We start from the raw sequence: 17,283 nt of genomic DNA on the forward strand, positions 1-17,283 counted from the left end.
GCGTGACCTCACTCACCCAGTCCCATCTGGATGTACCCGGTCGGGCAAACGTCACTGCAGATGTGACAGCCGATACACCGCGAGTAATCGGTATCGACATATCTACCCGTGGTGGATTTCGCCTTGGGTACCTTGAACACGGCGATCTGTGGGCAGTAGACCACGCAGTTATCGCACTCAAAGCACTGCCCGCAGCTCATGCAGCGCTTGCCCTCGGCGACAACTTCCGCCTCCGACAAGGTGTGCAGGCGCTCCTCGAAATTGCCCAGCGCCTGCTCGGCGTTGAGCGTCACGGTGACGCGGCGGTGGCGCGGCGTCCGCGTGAAGTGTCCCAGGAACAGTTCATCGTGAGGAATCACGTATCTATCCGACCGATTGTCGAAATTGTGAATCGCCGCGGTACTTCCATCGGTGCCACGTATCGGCTCGTGGACTTCGCTGAAGGTGTAACCCTTTTCGAGCATCTTGCGCGTCAGGTCGAAAGTGTGGACATCGATCTTTGGACGTTTTTCGAGTGCCTCGCCGGCAAGATGGCGATCGATGCCGTCGGCGGCAATTGCGCCGTGTCCGATGGCGGTGGTGAGCAGGTGGGGCCGAATAATGTCGCCGCCGACAAATATGCCTTGCTTGCCCGTGACTTGATAGTTGCGGTCGGCGGCTACCGCGCCCTTGCCATTGTTGAATTCCTCAAGGCCGGTGAAGTCAACCGCCTGGCCGATGGCCGAAACGATCAGATCGGCGGGTATGTCTTCCTCGGTGCCTTCGATGTTTTTGATTTCAAGACGCGGTCCGACAAATTTCGCCTCGCAGCGGATCACACGCAGGCCAATTGCCCGCCCATCATCCGCACGAAGCACCTTGACCGGCGCCATGCCGCCGCGAATGGCGATGCCTTCGGCAACCGCCTGATCAATCTCATGACGGTTGGCCTGCATCTTGTCAATATTGAAAACCGATGTCAGCGTCACTTCCGCGCCGAACTTTGCCGAAACCTCGGCAACATCGTGCGCGACATGTCCCATGATGGCCAGTTCCGGACGATCGCTCGGGTTGGCCTTGTCGATGTGTCCAAGGCGGCGCGCCACGGTGGCAACGTCGATCGAGGTATCACCGCCGCCGACCACCACTACGCGCTTGCCCACGTGACGCATGCGGCCGTCATTGAACGCGCGCAGAAAGTCGGTCGCGGTCACGCAATTTGGCGCCTCGGTGCCTTCGCAAGGCAGCGCGCGTCCGGATTGCGCGCCCATGCCAAGGAATACGGCATCGAAATCGCGCCGGACCTCTTCCATCTTCACGTCGGTGCCGATTCGGCAGGAGAGCCGCGTGGACACCCCCATGTCGAGGATGCGCTTGATTTCCGCGTCGAGCACAGCGCGCGGCGTACGGAAGCCCGGGATGCCGTAACGCATCATTCCACCCAGTTCCGCGTGATCGTCGAAAACGGTGACGCTATGCCCCTTGCGCGCAAGCTGGTACGCACACGAGAGGCTTGCCGGGCCGCCACCGATCACGGCGACTCTCTTGCCAGTTTTCGTCGCGGGTGGCGTGAACTTGAGGTTGTTGGCTATCGCGTACTCGCCGAGAAAGTGCTCGACCGAATTGATACCGACGAAATCCTCCACCTCGTTGCGGTTGCAGCCGGACTCGCAAGGCGCCGGGCACACGCGGCCCATGACGGATGGAAACGGATTGGCTTCGGTGAGGCGGCGGAATGCGTACTCTTGCCAGGGCATGCCTGCCGGTGGTTTCTCGACACCGCGCACGATGTTGAGATAGCCGCGGATATCCTCGCCGGCGGGACAGCTTCCCTGGCAGGGAGGCGTGCTTTGGATATAGGTCGGGCACTTGTGCGAGTGATCGGCATCGAAGATCTCTTCCTGCCAGTTGACAGTTTGATGATCGCCGTCCTTGTAGCGCCGGAAGGTCAGTGCTTGTGTCTTGGTTTGGTCAACAACGTCTGTCATGACAGACTCTCCTCATGTTTGAACGGCCGCCGCTACCGGCGGATATAGGTCGAACCATTCATTTTTCGAGCCGGATCGCCTTGCTTACCAATTGGTGAACGCCGCCGATCATGCTCATATCGAAACCGTAATAGGGCAATACCTTGCTGAACTGTGCCTTGCAGATCGCGCAGATGGTCGCCATGAAATTTACGCCGTGGTCATCGACGACCGTCTTCAGCGCTTCCATGCGCGGTAGCGCGCCCTTGACGCGCAGTTCCATCAGATCATCGGAAAGCAGTCCGCCGCCCGCGCCGCAGCAGAAGGTGCTCTCGTGAATCGTCTCCCGGGCCATGTCGTGGAAATGGTTGGCGACCGAGGTGATGATCGCGCGCGGAATCACGAATTGTCCCCCGGGCATCGGGCCCATGCGCGACGCGCGCGCGACGTTGCAGGAGTCGTGAAAAGTGATGATGCGATCGTCGTTGGCGTCCTTGTCGAATCGGAGCGCGCCGCGCTGGATCAGATCCCACGTGAATTCACATATGTGCTGCGGCACAGGATAGCGCGAATCGAGAAAATCGAACGGGCCGATCAGTGTATTCCAGTAGCTGTAGGCGACGCGCCACGCGTGACCGCATTCGCCGACGACGATGCGTTTGGTGCCGAGTTCGAGCGCGGCTTCGCGCACCCGCATCGAGATATTCTGCATCTGCTGATAGTTGCCGATGAACAGTCCGAAATTGCCGGCCTCGGAGGCGTGCGAGCTCAGCGTCCAGCTGATGCCGGCGGCGTGAAACACCTTGGCATAGCCGATCAGGCTTTCGACATGCGGTTCGGAGAAAAAGTCCGCCGAAGGCACGATCACCAACACCTCGGCGCCCGCGACGTTAAGCGGGAATTTCACGTCCTGGCCGGTTTCTTCCTTGGTGTCCTCTTCGAGCCCGAGCAGCGTATCTTCCAGTGCGGGTTCCGGGATGCCAAGGTTGTTACCGATGCGGTGCACTTTGCCGATAATTTCGTTCGAGTACTTCTGGCCCATGCCGATCGAATCCATGATCTCCCTGGCGGCCATGGTGACTTCAGCGGTATCGATGCCATAGGGGCAGAACACGGAACAGCGCCGGCATTCGGAGCACTGGTTAAAGTAGCTATACCAATCGTCTAGAATCTCGCGGGTGAAGTCCTCGGCGCCGACCAGTTTGGGAAAGTACTTGCCGGCAAAGGTGAAATATCGCCGGTACACCTTGCGCATCAGGTCCTGGCGCGCCACCGGCATGTTCTTGGCGTCGCCTGTACCGAGGAAATAGTGGCATTTGTCCGAACAGGCCCCACAGTGTACGCAGGAATCCATGTACACCTTGAGCGAGCGATACTTGCCGAGCAACTCGCCCATCTTTCCAACGGCTTTCTCCTGCCAATTCTCGACCAGTTCGCCGGGAAAACCGAGCGCGGTCTGGATCGGCGGTTGCGCGACAAAGGGCTTGAGATGCGCCGTCGTTCCCTTCTGCACCAGCGGGATGACGGGGTAGCCCTTTAGCCGGGGTGTTTCAAATTCCGCGACGGCCATGGCTTATCCCTCCCGCTTCAGGGCCGTGGCCCACGACGTCACATGGCGATTTTCGCGCGGGTCGTCGGACTGGTTGCGAGTCGGGCTGAAAAACAGGCCGGGAGCGTGCAGCAATTTGCTGATGGGAAAAATAACCATCAGTACGACCACGAGGCCCAGATGCACCAGCAATACCGGCTCGGTTGGTAGTGGCTGCGGGTCAAGATAGAGCAGGCCGAGCATGAATACCTTGACCGCGACGATGTCGGTGTGTGCAACAAAGCGCATCGCCAGTCCGCTCGCGCCGATCGCGAGCAGCAGCGCCAGCATCAGGTGATCAGAAGGGGTCGAAATGTAACGCACGCGATCAACCAGAAAGCGTCGTGCCCACAGGCCAAGCAGTCCCGCAACCATCGCGAATCCGGCATACATGCCAAAGGGTTGCACCAGTTTCACCCACACCCATACCGGCTCGGTCACGTATCTCAAATGACGCAGGGTGACGAGCAGCAGCGCGGCATGGAACAGCCAGCCGAACAGCCAGGTCCATTTGTTCGATTTGAACAGGCTCTCGAACAACACCACTTCTCGCGCCATACGCAAGGCGACGCCGCCGTTGTCGAGCGGCGCCGGCGTGGTGGGAATCTTCAGCGGCGCGGGCGTGCGCGCATAGTCGGATATGCGCCAGGCAAGGCCGCCGAAGAAAACCAACGCGGCGAAGTAGAAGGCCGCGACGTAGAGTAGTGTGACAAATGACATGTCGCTCTCGCCCTCGTTCTTTCAGCCGCTTGTGAAGTTGCTAGGGAACTGCTCGATCAAACGCAGCCAGTTGGCTTCGGTAGCCCCGCGATCTTGCACGCCTGTTTGGCGGGGCCGTAGGGGAACAGCTCGTAAAGGTACTTGCTGGTGCCTTTGTCCGCGCCGAGTTGCTTCCCAATTGCCTTGGTCAGGACGCGTACGGCAGGCGCGATCTGAAAATCGTTGTAGTACTGGCGGAGAAAGTTCACCACTTCCCAATGTGCCTCGGTCATTTCCACGTTTTCCGTCGTGGCAATGTATTTGGCAGCTTCTTCGGTCCACTCGGACAGATTGAGGAGATATCCCTCTTCGTCGGTTTCGTAGGTCTTGCCGTTGATTTCAAAGGCCATAACAATCTCCTTAAGCGGTTGGTTTGAAGCGAATGTTGTTCGGCTGGTTCAGAGCCAGCTTTGGTTGGTCGGATGGCTCGTGACCAATTCCACGAAACCCGCGTAGTCCACGAGTGTCACGCCGTCGATCACGCGTTCCTTCATGCCGCGCGCCTCGATATCCGGGGCAAGCGCGTACAATTTGAGCGAGGCGGCCGCTTTTTGCAACTTCTCCGCGGCATTGCCGCCGCGCACGGCGGCATAGACGCCGTCTTCGATCAGCAGAACCGCATTGCCGGCTTGCGCCACGCGCAGGCAGCTATCCAGCGCGTTTTTTTCGTAAGGTGATTTGGTGACGATATGCAGCATTTAATTTCCCCGTGTCTCTTCGTTCAGTGTCGCCAAGCCTAAAAGCTCAAGACGACGTCCTGCTCCGCCATCAACTTTCCTACTTCCGCCGAGGAAAGGACCTCGACCGGCACCAGCAGATCCGCTTCGGTCAGGCCGCGCGCGTCCATTGACTCGCGCTCGACGTAGAGTTTTTCCACGTCATAACCTTCGAGCGCGCGATAGGTCGGCGAAAAATTCTTGGTCTCGATCCCTTTCGTGTTCTGTCCCTTGGCAAGCTGGTAAACGCCATCGTCCATGAACACCAGGCTCACGTCCTGATCGAATGTCGCGGAGATCAATACCACTTCAAGGCTTTCAAGCGCGTACACGGTTCCATACGGAGCCTTGCGATTGAGCATCATGAATTTCTTGACCTTGCCGGCGGATGTCTGTTCTTCTTCCATCGTCTTTGTGTCCGATCAAATCTGTCTGTCTGGATAACGGTAATGCACTACGCTGATACCTGAAACGCTAGCATTGGCGGGTGTTTCATGGCATTTTGTGCCTGCAAGCCGCACCAGTGCTTGACTTTAGTCGCCAAATACCACCAGCCGGTCTGCCTTGATGCCCGCGTCGACCAATTGCCCCAGCCCCGAAATACGAAATCCGGGCGCGAGGTTTTCATCCTTGATGCCGCGCCGCAACGCCGCCGCGACACACACCACCAAGTCGATCTTGTTATCCTGGCCAAGCTTGGTCCAGCGGTTGACGATGTGGCGGTCATCCTGCGGCGGCTCGGTGAGGCGAGACGCCACATTTACGCCGTCATGGTAGAAGAATACCCGCGATATCTGGTGCCCCGCAGCGATCGCCGCGCGCGCGAACAGCCACGCGGTGTCGGCGGCCTGATGCGTATAGGGCCCTTCGTTGATCATCAATGCGATTTTCATGTTGCTTCCCGTGCGTCTATTGAGCGGCGCAAAATCAGAAACGAATGTGCGTCGAGGCGTTCAGGTTGGCACGCGAACCGCGCCAGTCGTCGATCAGGTACTTGGTGAACGGCAGTTCACATTTTTCAAAGAAACGTGGCCAGCCGATGCGTTCGATCCAGTCAGACATGCGCTCCCAGGGGCGTGCATCAGCTTTGTAGGTGTAGAGAATCTTTTTCACCAGCGCGGACACTTCCGGCCAGCGCGGCGCGTTGTTGGGCAGCCCCGAGGCCACCATCTTCATGAACGTCGGCTTGCCGCGCGCATTCGAGTTCTTGCCGCCGACCCAGATGGCGAGTTTGGTGTGCTCGGGGTCGTTGATCTGCATGGGCGGGCAGGGCGGGTAGCAAGCGCCGCAGCACATGCATTTCTTCTCGTCGATTTCCAGCGAGGGTTTGCCATTGACCAGGGCCGGACGGATCGCGGCGACCGGGCAACGCGCCACCACGGTCGGACGCTCGCACGCATTGGCGACCAGGTCGTGATTGATCTTGGGCGGCTTGGTGTGTTGAACAATCACGGCGATGTCCGCCTGTCCGCCGCAATTGATCTCGCAGCATGAGGTTGAGAGGTGGACACGGTTGGGCATGTCTTCCTTGATGAACTCCTCATACAGGTCATCCATCAGTGCTTTGACCGCGCCCGATGCGTCCGTGCCGGGAATATCGCAGTGCAGCCAGCCCTGCGTATGGGCGATCGATGAAACCGAGTTTCCGGTTCCGCCCACAGGGAAACCGGCTGCCGTCAGCGCGGTGATCAGCGCGGCGACCCGGGTCTCGTCCTTGACCATGAATTCGATATTGCTGCGGATCGTGAAACGCACGTAGCCGTCCGCGAACTGGTCGGCGATGTCGCACAGTTTGCGGATGGTGAACAGATCCATCTGCCGTTGAGTGCCTGCGCGTACCGTCCAGATCTGGTCGCCGGAATGCGCGACGTGGTGCAGCACGCCGGGGCGCGGCCGATCATGATATTTCCAGTTGCCGTAATTTTTCAGCATCACCGGATGCAGCCACTGCTTGTTGTCCGGTACGCCGCTCTCAATGGGTTGACGCATCGCCATGTCTTTCTCCTCGCTGAATTCCGATTGCCGTGATTGCCGCTATTCCCGCGCGATTTTCTGCGCTCAGTCCGCGGCCTTTTTTGCATTGATGCGCGCCACTTCGTCATCCCAACCGTCGGTGCGTACATAAGGGTTGGTGCGCGGAGCCGATACCATGTTGGCGTCGATTTCCTGACCGATGCCCTCCAGGAAATTGACCAGGCCAATACGCTCGATCATTTCGCCAGTGCGTTCGTGCTCGAGCGCGTTTTCGGCGAAAAAATCGATCACTTTGCGGCCGAGTTCAACCAGCGCCTCATAGTCTTCATCGGACTTGAGCGGCATGAACGGCACGACCACGGTTCCCATCAGGTCGCCAATCTTCAGCGTACGTTTACCACCCATCAGGATGGTCGCGCCGGTGTCCTTGCCATGGGCGAGCGCGCCAGTCATGACGTTGATGCAGTGCATGCAGCGCACGCAATTGGGATTGTCGATTTCCAGCGACTGCGTATCGTTGATCGCGACCGAGGATATTTTTCCATCCTTTGAAACATCCTTGGTCTCCTTGAGCATGATTGCCTTGGTCGGGCAGCGGGCAATCACATCGTTGACCAGTTCGTTCATGCCGTGTTTGGCAAACCACTTGCGCGCGAGACCTTCGTCGGTGCGCATGTTGTCGCGCCATGTGCCGATCACGGCCATGTCGGCGCGCTGGATGGAATTCATGCAGTCGTTGGCGCAGCCCGAGAACTTGAATTTGAACTTGTAAGGCAGCGCCGGGCGATGGATGTCATCGGTAAACGTGTTCAGTACATCGCGATGCGCCTTGGCCTCGTCATAGCACGATTGCTCGCAACGCGCCGCGCCCACGCAGGACATCGAGGTGCGCACGGCGGGGCCTGCGCCGCCGAGATCGAACCCGAGTTCGTTGATGGCGTCAAAGGCATCCTGAACCTTGGCCGAGGATACGCCCTGGAACATGATGTCGCCGCTCTGACCGTGGAAAGCAATCAGGCCGGAGCCATGTTCCTCCCAGGCGTCGCAGAGCTTGCGCAGGATATTGGTGTCGTAGTGCATGCCTGGCGCGGGTTGGATGCGCAAGGTGTGGAATTCCGACGAGTCCGGGAACATGCTGGCCACTTCGGAGAAGCGAGGGATTACGCCGCCGCCGTAGCCAAACACGCCGACCGTTCCACCCTTCCAGTAGCCCTTGCGGGTTTTGTATGAATGTTCGAGCTGGCCCATGAGATCGACCATGTAGTCGCTCTTGTCAGCGAGGCGCTTGAGACCGGTAACGAAGCTGGGCCACGGGCCGCTTTCGAGTTGGTCGAGCATTGGCGTATCGTGCGGTTTCTTGGCCATTCTGGTCTCTCCTCTTGTTGCGTCTTGATCGGCTTGTCGCGTATTGCGGCTTCATGCGGCTGCATTCGGGTGAAATCAACATTGCGGCGCTGTTGCGAACTGAACGTAACCAGACGCGCACAATTTTCTACCCGATTTTGAGACATGGTATCCCGCGTTCCCGCGCACGGTCGATAGACCGCATAGGGTGGGCGGTACTACCCACATGGGGTATATGCGCCTGCCCGTCCCGGCTATAGACGACAGCCAGCTTGTTTGTGCCCAATAGACGCATCGCAAAAAAGGTCGAATTCCGCCAAACCGTACCGCATGGGTGCGCAGCTTGCGCGTATCACGCAACAGGCCGGAGCTTGCGTCCACAAGCCATTTCTCAGGAGAAGTAGCATGACCCACATCGTCATCATCGGTGCCGGCATTGGCGGCATGCCCATGGCGTATGAAATGCGGGAAAAGCTGCGCGCGGCGGACAAAGTCACGGTGATTTCGAACGCGCCCAAATTTCAGTTCGTGCCGAGCAATCCCTGGGTTGCCGTGAATTGGCGCAAACGCTCCGACATTGAGTTCGACATTGGACCTGCTCTCGCCAAGAAGGGCATCGACTTCATTCCGGTCGGCGCCAAGCGGGTCCATCCGGACAAGAACTCGGTCGAGCTCGACGACGGTCAAAACGTGTCCTACGACTACCTGATCGTCGCCACCGGTCCCAAGCTGGCGTTTGACGAGATCGAGGGTCTCGGTCCGAAAGGGCACACGCAATCGATCTGCCACGTTGACCACGCCATCCAGGCCGAGACCGAGTGGCAGCAATTCGTCAAGGACCCTGGACACATCGTCGTTGGCGCGGTGCAGGGTGCATCGTGCTATGGACCGGCGTATGAGTTCGCAATGATCATGGACACCGACCTTCGCCGCCGCAAAATTCGCGACCGCGTGCCGATGACTTTTGTCACGGCGGAACCCTACATCGGGCACTTGGGCCTTGGTGGCGTCGGTGATTCGAAGAGCCTGCTTGAATCGGCAATGCGCGATCGCCACATCAAGTGGATTTGCAACGCCAAGGTGACCAGGGTCGAGGCCGGCAAGATGTACGTCACCGAACACGACGAGTCCGGCCAGCCGAAAAAGGAACATACCCTCGACTTCAAGTATTCGATGATGCTGCCTGCATTCAAGGGCGTGGACGCGGTTTTTGGCATTGAGGGCGTGACCAACCCGCGTGGCTTCATTCTGATCGATGAATTCCAGCGCAACCCGAAGTACAAGAATCTGTATTCGGTCGGCGTTTGCGTTGCGATACCGCCGGTTGAAGCCACACCCGTTCCCACTGGCGCGCCAAAGACCGGCTATATGATCGAGTCGATGGTTACCGCGACGGCGCACAACATTCGTGACGTGATCGACGGCAAGGAACCGACCCATCGCGCCACCTGGAATGCCGTTTGCCTTGCGGATTTCGGTGATTCGGGGGTCGCTTTCGTCGCGCTACCGCAGATTCCGCCGCGCAATGTCAACTGGTTCTCCGAAGGCAAATGGGTGCATGTCGCCAAGGTCGCATACGAGAAGTACTTCATTGGCAAGATGAAAGTAGGCAATTCCGAGCCCGCCTTCGAACGATTGTTGATGAAAATGATGGGGGTCATGAAGCTCAAGAAATGAGGTGCCGGATCAGCGAGAATGGGCATGGTGCTAAGTGGAAACTGCCCGGCATCCAACATATGGAGGCTTCATGCCTGAAATTGTTTCCCTGAATAAATTCAAAGTTCCACTAGGCGGCCAGGAGATCGAATTGCAGCAGTTGGATCATGACGCGGGAGGTATGAGCCTGATGCGGATACGCATCCGCGAACGCTCGCGTTTCACAGTCTTCGAGATTGATCCCGTGACGGCGCGCGAGTGGGGCGAGGCAATGACACGATGGGCGACACAGCAATTACCGAAGTAGATCGCGGGCCGCGCGTGCAGGAATGCGCGGTGCTGGACCTCGTGTTTGAAGCGCGAGGGGCGACCCTGCCCGCCGACCATCGTCATGCATTGCGCGAAGCCATCGCGCTTGCGCTGCCCTGGTTCGAGGACGAAACCACGGCGGCAATTCATCCGCTCAAGTCGGCCCATTCCGCGACCGGCGCGGTGCTTCTGTCGGCGCGTTCGCGACTGGTGCTGCGTGTCCCCGTGGAACGTCAGGCAGCGGCCGCGCAACTCAGGGGACGCGAGCTGGTGCTGGACGGCGCGACGATCGATATCGGCGAGATGACCGCGCGTCCTTTGCTGGGGCATGGCACCGTGTATGCGCATCTGGTCACGGGTGACATTGACGACGAACTCACCTTTACCGCGGCGATGCGCGACGAACTTGAATCGCTTGGAATTCGCGGCGAGGTCATTTGCGGTCGCCGGCAGACGGTCGGCAGCGGTGACCGTCAACTCAGGGGATTCAGTGTCATGGTGCATGGTCTTCTGCCGGAGAGTTCGCTGCAATTGCAGGCGCGTGGCACTGGCTGCGACATGAAACTGGGCTGCGGCGTCTTCGTGCCGCACAAATCGGCCGCGGCCGTAGGTTCATAGCGGCCTCGGGTAAACGGCTACATTCAACTAACAGCAAGGAGCATAAATGGCATATACCGTCAATGGCGTGGAACTGGAAACCGACGATCAGGGTTATCTGCTCGAAGCCAACACTGGCGAGGGTGTGGCTGAGGCAATCGCGGCAGCGGAGGGCATCACCCTTACACCCGAGCATTGGGAGATAATTCGCTACATGCGCGACGAATACCAAAACAACGGCCACACGCCCAATTTTCGCAACATGCTAAAGGGTGTCAACGAGTTCCGGCCCGAGGCCGACAGCAAGAGCCTCTACAATCTGTTTCCGATTGGTCCGGCAAAGCAGGCGGCCAAGATTGCCGGCCTGCCGCAGCCCCTCGGCAAGGGCGGGTACTGAGGACGTCCACCCGGCCATCGACCTGAAAGCCCGCCAGCCGGTGCGCTCCAGTCAATGGCCGGACCTCCACCGGCCGCGATACCAGAAAGCCAAACTCATGCGCGTCAAAGCCCAATGGTTCAAGGAAGAACGCAGCCGCACACCGGAAGAGGCGGCAAGCGTGATGGCGTTCATTCTCTGGCGCGCGGGTATCAACGCGGTCAAGCAAATGCGGGACGCACACTTCGATATCGACGCAGGTCCGCCGTATTTCGCGTTCATGCGGGAGGTTCTGGTCTTCATGGCGATGGTTGCCGACCGCATTGCCTTTGAACAACTCGACGGCGAGGCGCGCAGCCGCTTCACCACGGAGGTTGCGATGCGCGTGGCGGACATTCTCGTGGAAAACGAGAGTCGCCTGCTCGGCCCGGAGAAAGAGCCTGGATATCGGAAAGAGTTCATCGACCTCTACAACATGCGGGCCTCGGACTACGCAACATTTGCCTTCACCAGCGACGGACCCGATTTTGCGTTCATGCGTTACCTCGGCGCATGCATCACCGCATTGGTACCAGCCAAGGACAAGACGTGGGCGATGGACCAGATCGTCGCAAGCGAGGCGCCGGATGCGGTCGAGTCGATCCGCAAGGGAATGGTTGGCCTGTTCGCCCCGCCGGGAGCGCGCGGCAGCCGTCGTCGCGCTGTCAGTGGCGATTGAGCCGCGAGCCCGGACCATGTCCCCTGATCCTTTCAATCTCGATGACCGCAATTGCCATGGCGCCTATGAGCGCTGGCGTGATGAAAAGCTTGCCAGTCTGCCGGCAAGGGCAAGCGAACTGATTGTCGAAGTTCGCGATCCGCGTGCGCTCTCGCCGACGGAACGCACCGCCATCGTCGCCAGGTTGAAGCGCGCCAACATGGCGATTTATGCCTCGCCTGTTTTCGGTGAGGACAAGTCCATCCCCATGATGCTCGGTCGCCAGTTCGGCCTCGATCGTTTTGACGGCAACTGGCTTGCCGACGAAGACAAGGTGACGCGCATCACTGTCAATGATGATGGCACGCGCAAGCACTACATTCCCTATACCACGCAGCCCATCAAATGGCATACCGACGGATACTACAATGACACGGCGCACGCGGTGCGAGCCATGATTCTGCATTGCGTGCGCCCGGCCGTGCATGGAGGTGAAAACACGCTCCTTGACCACGAGATCGCCTACCTTCGCATGCGCGATCACAACCCGGATTTCGTGCGCGCCATGATGGCACCACAGGCCATGACCATTCCCGCGCGCGAGGATGACGATGGCGTCGCGCGCGCGGCGGTTTCGGGGCCGGTATTTTCCTGTCATCCGGAATCCGGACGGCTGCACATGCGCTATACGGCGCGTACCCGCAGCATCGCCTGGGCCGGGGATGCGACCACACGCGCCGCCGTTGCGTGGCTGGAAGGCCTGCTTGCGTCGGAACTGCCCGGCAAGATACGCGCGCGCCTTGAGCCCGGCATGGGCCTGCTTTGCGCAAACGTATTGCATGACCGTACAGGATTTGAAGATGATGCGGCCGCTCCACGGCTTCTGTATCGCGCGCGCTACCACGATGAAATCAACGGAGAAATCAGCCGTATTTGCGTCGCCCAGGATAGGAAACACACATGTCCGGCTCAGTGACGGTCTGGCGTGCGGCGCAACTTGTGGGCGTCCCCCGCGGCGAATTGCAAGCGCAAGTGCGTGCCGGCGTGCTCGCGCTGTGCGACGGGCAGGTGGCCATCGGTGATTTGTTGCGCCTCTATCCCCAGGCCAATATCGAGGATAGCGGCATGCTCGAGCGGGTGATGCGTATCAAGGATGAGTCGTTCGGCAAGCGAATTCGCGAACGCGTGCTGCCCAGCCAGGAAGTGCTTGCGCAGCGCCTGTTCGGTCAGACCCAGGAACTGGCCGATGTGCGCAGCCATTTGCAGCAGTATCATCGCCTGGTCATCGACTTGCAAACGCGGATCCGCGCACTCGTCGCCGATTCGCCGGATAAGGCGGCTGGCGATCGCTTCCGGGAACTCGATCAACACCTGTCGCAGGGATTATCAGAGGTGCTTGCCATGGAATCTGTCGACCCGCTTTCCGTTATGGATGAAATGCTCAAGGTCGTTTCCGCCCGCGTGACTGTGCGGCCCAGCGGTCGTGAATTTCTCGTCGAGGGCCATGCCACGCTTCTGCAAGCCGGCCTGCTTGCGGGCATCAGCCTTAACTACGGATGTGGAAACGGTGGATGCGGCCTGTGCAAGGCGCGCGTGGTGGCGGGTGAGACCATCAAGGTGCGCAATCACGATTACACGCTCTCCGAAACGGAAAAACGCCAGGGACACGTGCTGCTCTGTGCGCATACTGCGGCCAGCAGTGAGGTGATGATTGAAACCCTTGAGGCGCGCGGGCCGCAGGACATGCCATCGCAGCAAATTGTCACCAAAGTCCGCGCGGTCACGCCTCTCGCGCCCAACACCATGCTCCTGCACCTGCAGACGCCGCGCTCCAACCGTTTGCGATTCCTTGCCGGCCAATCGATCACGCTGGGCCTTGCCGCCAGCGGAGAAGACATACACGCGACCTACCCGGTCGCAAGCTGCCCCTGCGATGACCGTAACCTGCATCTTTACGTCGCGCGCCGCGCTGACGATGCCTGCGCCAACGCGTTGTTCGCGGACGCGGTAAAGCCCGGCGATGATGTGACCGTTTGGGGGCCGAGCGGTAACTTTGTTCTCGACGAGAGCCGGCGGCCGCTGGTGTTTGCGGCTTGCGATACCGCCTTTGCGCCCGTCAAGAGCCTGATCGAACACGCACTTGCCGTGGACGCCGCGCCATCCATCTCGCTCTATTGGCTGGCGACGCGCACGGATGGCCACTTTTTTTCCAACCAGTGCCGCGCATGGTCCGCCGCGCTCGATCAGTTTGAGTATTCGCTGTATACGGACAAGGATGCGGCGGCGGGTGCGCGGCAGATTGCCGCCGCGATGCGCGTCGACCTTTTGGATATCCAGTGCGATTTCTACCTGGCCGGCCCTGACGATTTTGTCACCACCCTGCACGATGAGTTGCGTCTCGCCGGTGTACCCGACAACCAGATTTACTCCTATACGGCGGATGCCTGAAGCCATGAGCCTGCCGTCGCCGCGCCCGCCGATGTCCGCCATGGCGCCTGACCCGGCTGCCGGCGCATGCGGTGGTGGCGAATCCTTTGCGCTCATGGTGCACGGCGAGAGCATGACGCCCGAATTCCAGCATGGCGAAATCATCATCATCGAGCCGGAGGGGCTCGCATCCGATGGCTCGTATGTGCTCGCACAACCCAACGGCGAGTGGATATTTCGCCAGCTCGTCCGGGTGGGCGAACACTGGTGCCTGCACGCGCTCAATGCGGCGTTTCCGGATCAGCCGATTGCCGATCTGTCGATCGTCAAAGGTGTCATCATCCAGAAAGCAAAGCCGGGGCGGCGGCATGGCTCGCGCCGCTACGTCTGAGTTCGTCGCTGATTCGGAGATTCGCCAATGCCTTACTTTGTATATCGCGTCACGCGCGCACCGCTGCTTCAACTCGAAAAGCTTGCCGTCTTCGACAAGTATGCGGAGGCATCGCAGCGCGCGAAGACATTGCGCGCGGATGCCGATCCCGCCCGGGAGGCAATCAAGGTCATTCACGCCGAAACCGAGCTGCACGCCGAGGACCTGCTTTCGCAAGTACGCGAAGCAGCGCCGGGGAGCGGGTCGGAAGAGTAGTCTCCTCCGTCAGTTGCCAGGTGCGGGTTGAAATTGAAAATGAAAGGACGCAGAGATTGCCAGACTCGCGAGGGAGCCGGGCATTGATCACAATTGCGGGAATGGTGGGTGATCAGTCTTTTCATTGCGCAGAACGCCATTTGGCGCGGCTTCCAGAGCAAAAGCGCCCGAAAGTCCGCTCCGGTTAAGGAGTTTGCTTCAAGCCGTTGACAAGAAATGCTGGATAGTCTGTCAGCCAGCAGGCAAGGACACCTGCAGGAATTCAACGGGTCCCATCGCACATAGCGACAACTCATTGCCAGACGGAATAGTCACGCTGTCGCCGGCCCGCATTGTGTGATCGCCAAGCGAATTGCTGCGCAGTTGAAGTGTCCCGCCGAGGACAAACAGGAACAGGAGTTCGCCCTCGTGCGAGGCGACCGGCGTGGTCGAATCGATGTCCGCGCGCGCATTCGTGCGCACAATCATTGCGCCGGCAACGCAAGAGGTTGCGGCAGCGATACCGGTGTCGCGCGCTTCAAAACCGAGGGGGGCGGGCCCCGGCGGGGCCGGCGGGGGCGGGGGGGGCGCCCGCGGCGGGGGGGGGGGGGGGGGGGACGTGTCGCGCGAATCGCTGCCCGCCAAATTCACGTTGCGGCAATACCTGCATCGTTGGCAGTGAAATCTGATGATCCGCAAGCGTCTCGTGGATGGCAGGACAGCCAAGTTCAATCACCTCAAGCCCGGCGGAAGCTTCGAGCACGCGATGGCGAATTCCGGGTGGCTGCAACACGCAATCGCCGGCCCGCAGCAGAAACGGCTCACCCTGATCCTCATACACGACGCGTACCCAGCCGGCCTTGCAGAAAATCATCTGGAAGCGGACTTTGTGAAAGTGCACATAGTCGGGCACCGGCCCGCCGTCGGGGATGCGGATGTGCGAGCCAATAAATCTTCCACCGAACCGGCCCGGAATCAGGTCGCGATACTGCATCCCCGCGCGGCCGGTCACCCAGGCATCGGCATCGTTCATGCGCGTGAGGATATATTCCTGCTTTCCTTCCGGGAGCTCGACAGTGGTCGCGCCCTGTACCCATTCAATCGAAAGGCCGGGCACCGGCACGACCAGCGGAGACTGATCGGTGATCAAGCGCAGCAGTACTTGCGAATCACCCATTGCCCGCGCCGCGACCTCGAGGCGCAGTGTCACGCCGAATCCGGACACGACGGCGGTTGTCGGCGAATCAGCCGGAAAAATCATGTCGACACGAAAACCCAGTTGCGCGGTGAGCGCTTCAAAGGTCGCGTCAAAATCCGAGCAAGGGATCACGATTTGCGCGTGTTGGACTGGCATGATTTTGGAAAGGTATTGAGCGGGAAGTTTGGCCGGCACGACGTGCATGCGAATCGGCATGCCGAATTGCCGAGGGCATTCTGGCACGATTGTGCGATTCCGTTCGCGAATGCCGCCGCCATCCACCGTACGCACAGGCTGGATTTGCGGGACGACCGTTTCAAAGCGTTTACGACGAGGAAGGCGGCGCGAGGTCGCTGCTCACCGTTTTGTTGGCACGCAAATCAACGCCCCCGCATCCAGGCAAGGGGAAATAAAAGCGCTGCGCAGTTGCATGTCTCCGGGCGATCACCAGCGTGGCAATCGCCCGACTACACGTCTATTTTCCTGGACAGGCAGCTTCTCCGGGCACTTTCCCCGGCATCAGCAGGAATTGCTCGAATGGGCCCATGACGCTCATCGCTTCCATCTTTGGTCCCACGAATTTCAGGCGACCGAACATCATGGCGCGCATCGGGCCGTAGTCGCCGGCGCCCATCTCATTCCAGCGCTTGGTTTCCGCATGCATTACATAGTCCGAGCTTGATTTCAGGTCAGTGTGCTCGATCTTGCCTGCATAGGTGCAGAGCGCCTTGCTGTCTTTCGCGGAGATGATCATTTCGACCTTGGTCGCTTCACCGCAATCGGTGCGGTACATGTGAATGATCTTGTAGCCACGCCCCTGGTCATTCTTGATCCAGTCGCCGGCAAGTTCTTCGGTGAGCATCGGGTTGGTATTCCAGGCCTTGCAGGCCAGGTCGGCCCATTCGGCGGACATCAGCGGGGTGGCGTTGGCGCCGGGGGAAAGGCTCGCGAGTACCGCGAGGGAAATTAGCAATTTACGCATTGATGTTCTCCTTTGTATGCGTGGGTGGAAGTTGCAAGTGGCGGCATGTGCAATCGGGAATAGACGGTGGGCAAAGTGGACAAAGGGCA

General features: G+C 59.6%; 21 protein-coding genes. 9 read left to right on the forward strand and 12 right to left on the reverse strand.

All coding sequences use genetic code 11. The features are described 5' to 3' along the window. Positions 1 to 8 precede the first annotated feature (8 nt). The 9 genes from IPP88_17885 to dsrA form a co-directional block, all read right to left on the reverse strand. Positions 9 to 1,967 carry an NAD(P)-binding protein gene (locus tag IPP88_17885; GenBank protein ID MBL0124514.1) on the reverse strand — a complete coding sequence of 653 codons (1,959 nt, stop codon included), beginning with the start codon at positions 1,965 to 1,967 and terminating at the stop codon, positions 9 to 11. Positions 1,968 to 2,025: 58 nt separating this feature from the next. Further along, the gene (locus IPP88_17890; protein ID MBL0124515.1) at positions 2,026 to 3,516 is read right to left on the reverse strand and encodes a (Fe-S)-binding protein; all 1,491 of its coding nucleotides are present in this window, start codon (positions 3,514 to 3,516) and stop codon (positions 2,026 to 2,028) included. Positions 3,517 to 3,519: 3 nt separating this feature from the next. After that, a complete protein-coding gene (locus IPP88_17895) occupies positions 3,520 to 4,254 on the reverse strand; it encodes a respiratory nitrate reductase subunit gamma (GenBank protein ID MBL0124516.1) in 735 nt (244 codons plus the stop codon). Between the two features lie 56 nt (positions 4,255 to 4,310). Continuing rightward, positions 4,311 to 4,643, reverse strand: a complete 333-nt coding sequence (locus IPP88_17900; GenBank protein ID MBL0124517.1) for a TusE/DsrC/DsvC family sulfur relay protein — start codon at positions 4,641 to 4,643, stop codon at positions 4,311 to 4,313. A gap of 48 nt (positions 4,644 to 4,691) precedes the next feature. Next, positions 4,692 to 4,991, reverse strand: a complete 300-nt coding sequence (dsrH, locus tag IPP88_17905; GenBank protein MBL0124518.1) for a sulfurtransferase complex subunit TusB — start codon at positions 4,989 to 4,991, stop codon at positions 4,692 to 4,694. A 38-nt stretch (positions 4,992 to 5,029) separates the two neighbouring features. Continuing rightward, a complete protein-coding gene (gene tusC, locus IPP88_17910; GenBank protein MBL0124519.1) occupies positions 5,030 to 5,416 on the reverse strand; it encodes a sulfurtransferase complex subunit TusC in 387 nt (128 codons plus the stop codon). 126 nt (positions 5,417 to 5,542) lie between these two features. Beyond that, positions 5,543 to 5,902 (reverse strand): sulfurtransferase complex subunit TusD, encoded by a 360-nt coding sequence (gene tusD / locus IPP88_17915; GenBank protein MBL0124520.1) that lies wholly within the window; start codon positions 5,900 to 5,902, stop codon positions 5,543 to 5,545. Positions 5,903 to 5,936: 34 nt separating this feature from the next. Then, positions 5,937 to 7,004: a dissimilatory-type sulfite reductase subunit beta gene (gene dsrB / locus IPP88_17920; protein MBL0124521.1), complete on the reverse strand. Its 1,068-nt coding sequence runs from the start codon at positions 7,002 to 7,004 to the stop codon at positions 5,937 to 5,939. Positions 7,005 to 7,067: 63 nt separating this feature from the next. After that, complete coding sequence (dsrA, locus tag IPP88_17925) at positions 7,068 to 8,348, reverse strand: dissimilatory-type sulfite reductase subunit alpha (GenBank protein ID MBL0124522.1); 1,281 nt, start codon at positions 8,346 to 8,348, stop codon at positions 7,068 to 7,070. A gap of 384 nt (positions 8,349 to 8,732) precedes the next feature. Between dsrA and IPP88_17930 the strand changes: the two genes are divergently transcribed. The 9 genes from IPP88_17930 (at position 8,733) to IPP88_17970 (ending at position 15,035) form a co-directional block, all read left to right on the forward strand. Then, complete coding sequence (locus IPP88_17930; protein ID MBL0124523.1) at positions 8,733 to 10,004, forward strand: NAD(P)/FAD-dependent oxidoreductase; 1,272 nt, start codon at positions 8,733 to 8,735, stop codon at positions 10,002 to 10,004. A gap of 70 nt (positions 10,005 to 10,074) precedes the next feature. Then, on the forward strand, positions 10,075 to 10,290 hold the full coding sequence (locus tag IPP88_17935) for a hypothetical protein (GenBank protein ID MBL0124524.1): 216 nt from the start codon (positions 10,075 to 10,077) through the stop codon (positions 10,288 to 10,290). After that, on the forward strand, positions 10,263 to 10,910 hold the full coding sequence (gene cas6, locus IPP88_17940; protein ID MBL0124525.1) for a type I-MYXAN CRISPR-associated protein Cas6/Cmx6: 648 nt from the start codon (positions 10,263 to 10,265) through the stop codon (positions 10,908 to 10,910). Before IPP88_17935 ends, cas6 begins: the two co-directional genes overlap by 28 nt. 46 nt (positions 10,911 to 10,956) lie before the next feature. Beyond that, complete coding sequence (locus IPP88_17945) at positions 10,957 to 11,286, forward strand: TusE/DsrC/DsvC family sulfur relay protein (protein MBL0124526.1); 330 nt, start codon at positions 10,957 to 10,959, stop codon at positions 11,284 to 11,286. A gap of 97 nt (positions 11,287 to 11,383) precedes the next feature. Further along, positions 11,384 to 11,983 carry a hypothetical protein gene (locus IPP88_17950; GenBank protein ID MBL0124527.1) on the forward strand — a complete coding sequence of 200 codons (600 nt, stop codon included), beginning with the start codon at positions 11,384 to 11,386 and terminating at the stop codon, positions 11,981 to 11,983. Between the two features lie 16 nt (positions 11,984 to 11,999). After that, on the forward strand, positions 12,000 to 12,938 hold the full coding sequence (locus IPP88_17955; protein MBL0124528.1) for a TauD/TfdA family dioxygenase: 939 nt from the start codon (positions 12,000 to 12,002) through the stop codon (positions 12,936 to 12,938). Then, positions 12,923 to 14,410: a 2Fe-2S iron-sulfur cluster binding domain-containing protein gene (locus IPP88_17960; GenBank protein ID MBL0124529.1), complete on the forward strand. Its 1,488-nt coding sequence runs from the start codon at positions 12,923 to 12,925 to the stop codon at positions 14,408 to 14,410. The genes IPP88_17955 and IPP88_17960 overlap by 16 nt, the downstream gene beginning before the upstream one ends. Positions 14,411 to 14,441: 31 nt before the next feature. Continuing rightward, positions 14,442 to 14,780 carry a S24 family peptidase gene (locus IPP88_17965; protein ID MBL0124530.1) on the forward strand — a complete coding sequence of 113 codons (339 nt, stop codon included), beginning with the start codon at positions 14,442 to 14,444 and terminating at the stop codon, positions 14,778 to 14,780. 27 nt (positions 14,781 to 14,807) lie between these two features. After that, complete coding sequence (locus IPP88_17970) at positions 14,808 to 15,035, forward strand: hypothetical protein (protein MBL0124531.1); 228 nt, start codon at positions 14,808 to 14,810, stop codon at positions 15,033 to 15,035. A 231-nt stretch (positions 15,036 to 15,266) separates the two neighbouring features. Here IPP88_17970 and IPP88_17975 read toward each other — a convergent pair whose 3' ends face one another. From IPP88_17975 to IPP88_17985, 3 genes are all read right to left on the reverse strand, one after another. Next, positions 15,267 to 15,503: a hypothetical protein gene (locus IPP88_17975; GenBank protein ID MBL0124532.1), complete on the reverse strand. Its 237-nt coding sequence runs from the start codon at positions 15,501 to 15,503 to the stop codon at positions 15,267 to 15,269. A gap of 49 nt (positions 15,504 to 15,552) precedes the next feature. Beyond that, a complete protein-coding gene (locus IPP88_17980) occupies positions 15,553 to 16,428 on the reverse strand; it encodes a hypothetical protein (protein ID MBL0124533.1) in 876 nt (291 codons plus the stop codon). A gap of 259 nt (positions 16,429 to 16,687) precedes the next feature. Beyond that, positions 16,688 to 17,194, reverse strand: coding sequence for an SCP2 sterol-binding domain-containing protein (locus IPP88_17985; protein ID MBL0124534.1), 507 nt, complete (start codon positions 17,192 to 17,194; stop codon positions 16,688 to 16,690). Between the last annotated feature and the right edge of the window lie 89 nt (positions 17,195 to 17,283).

The sequence above is a fragment of the Betaproteobacteria bacterium genome (assembly GCA_016720925.1).
In the GTDB taxonomy this organism is placed as follows: domain Bacteria; phylum Pseudomonadota; class Gammaproteobacteria; order Burkholderiales; family Usitatibacteraceae; genus UKL13-2.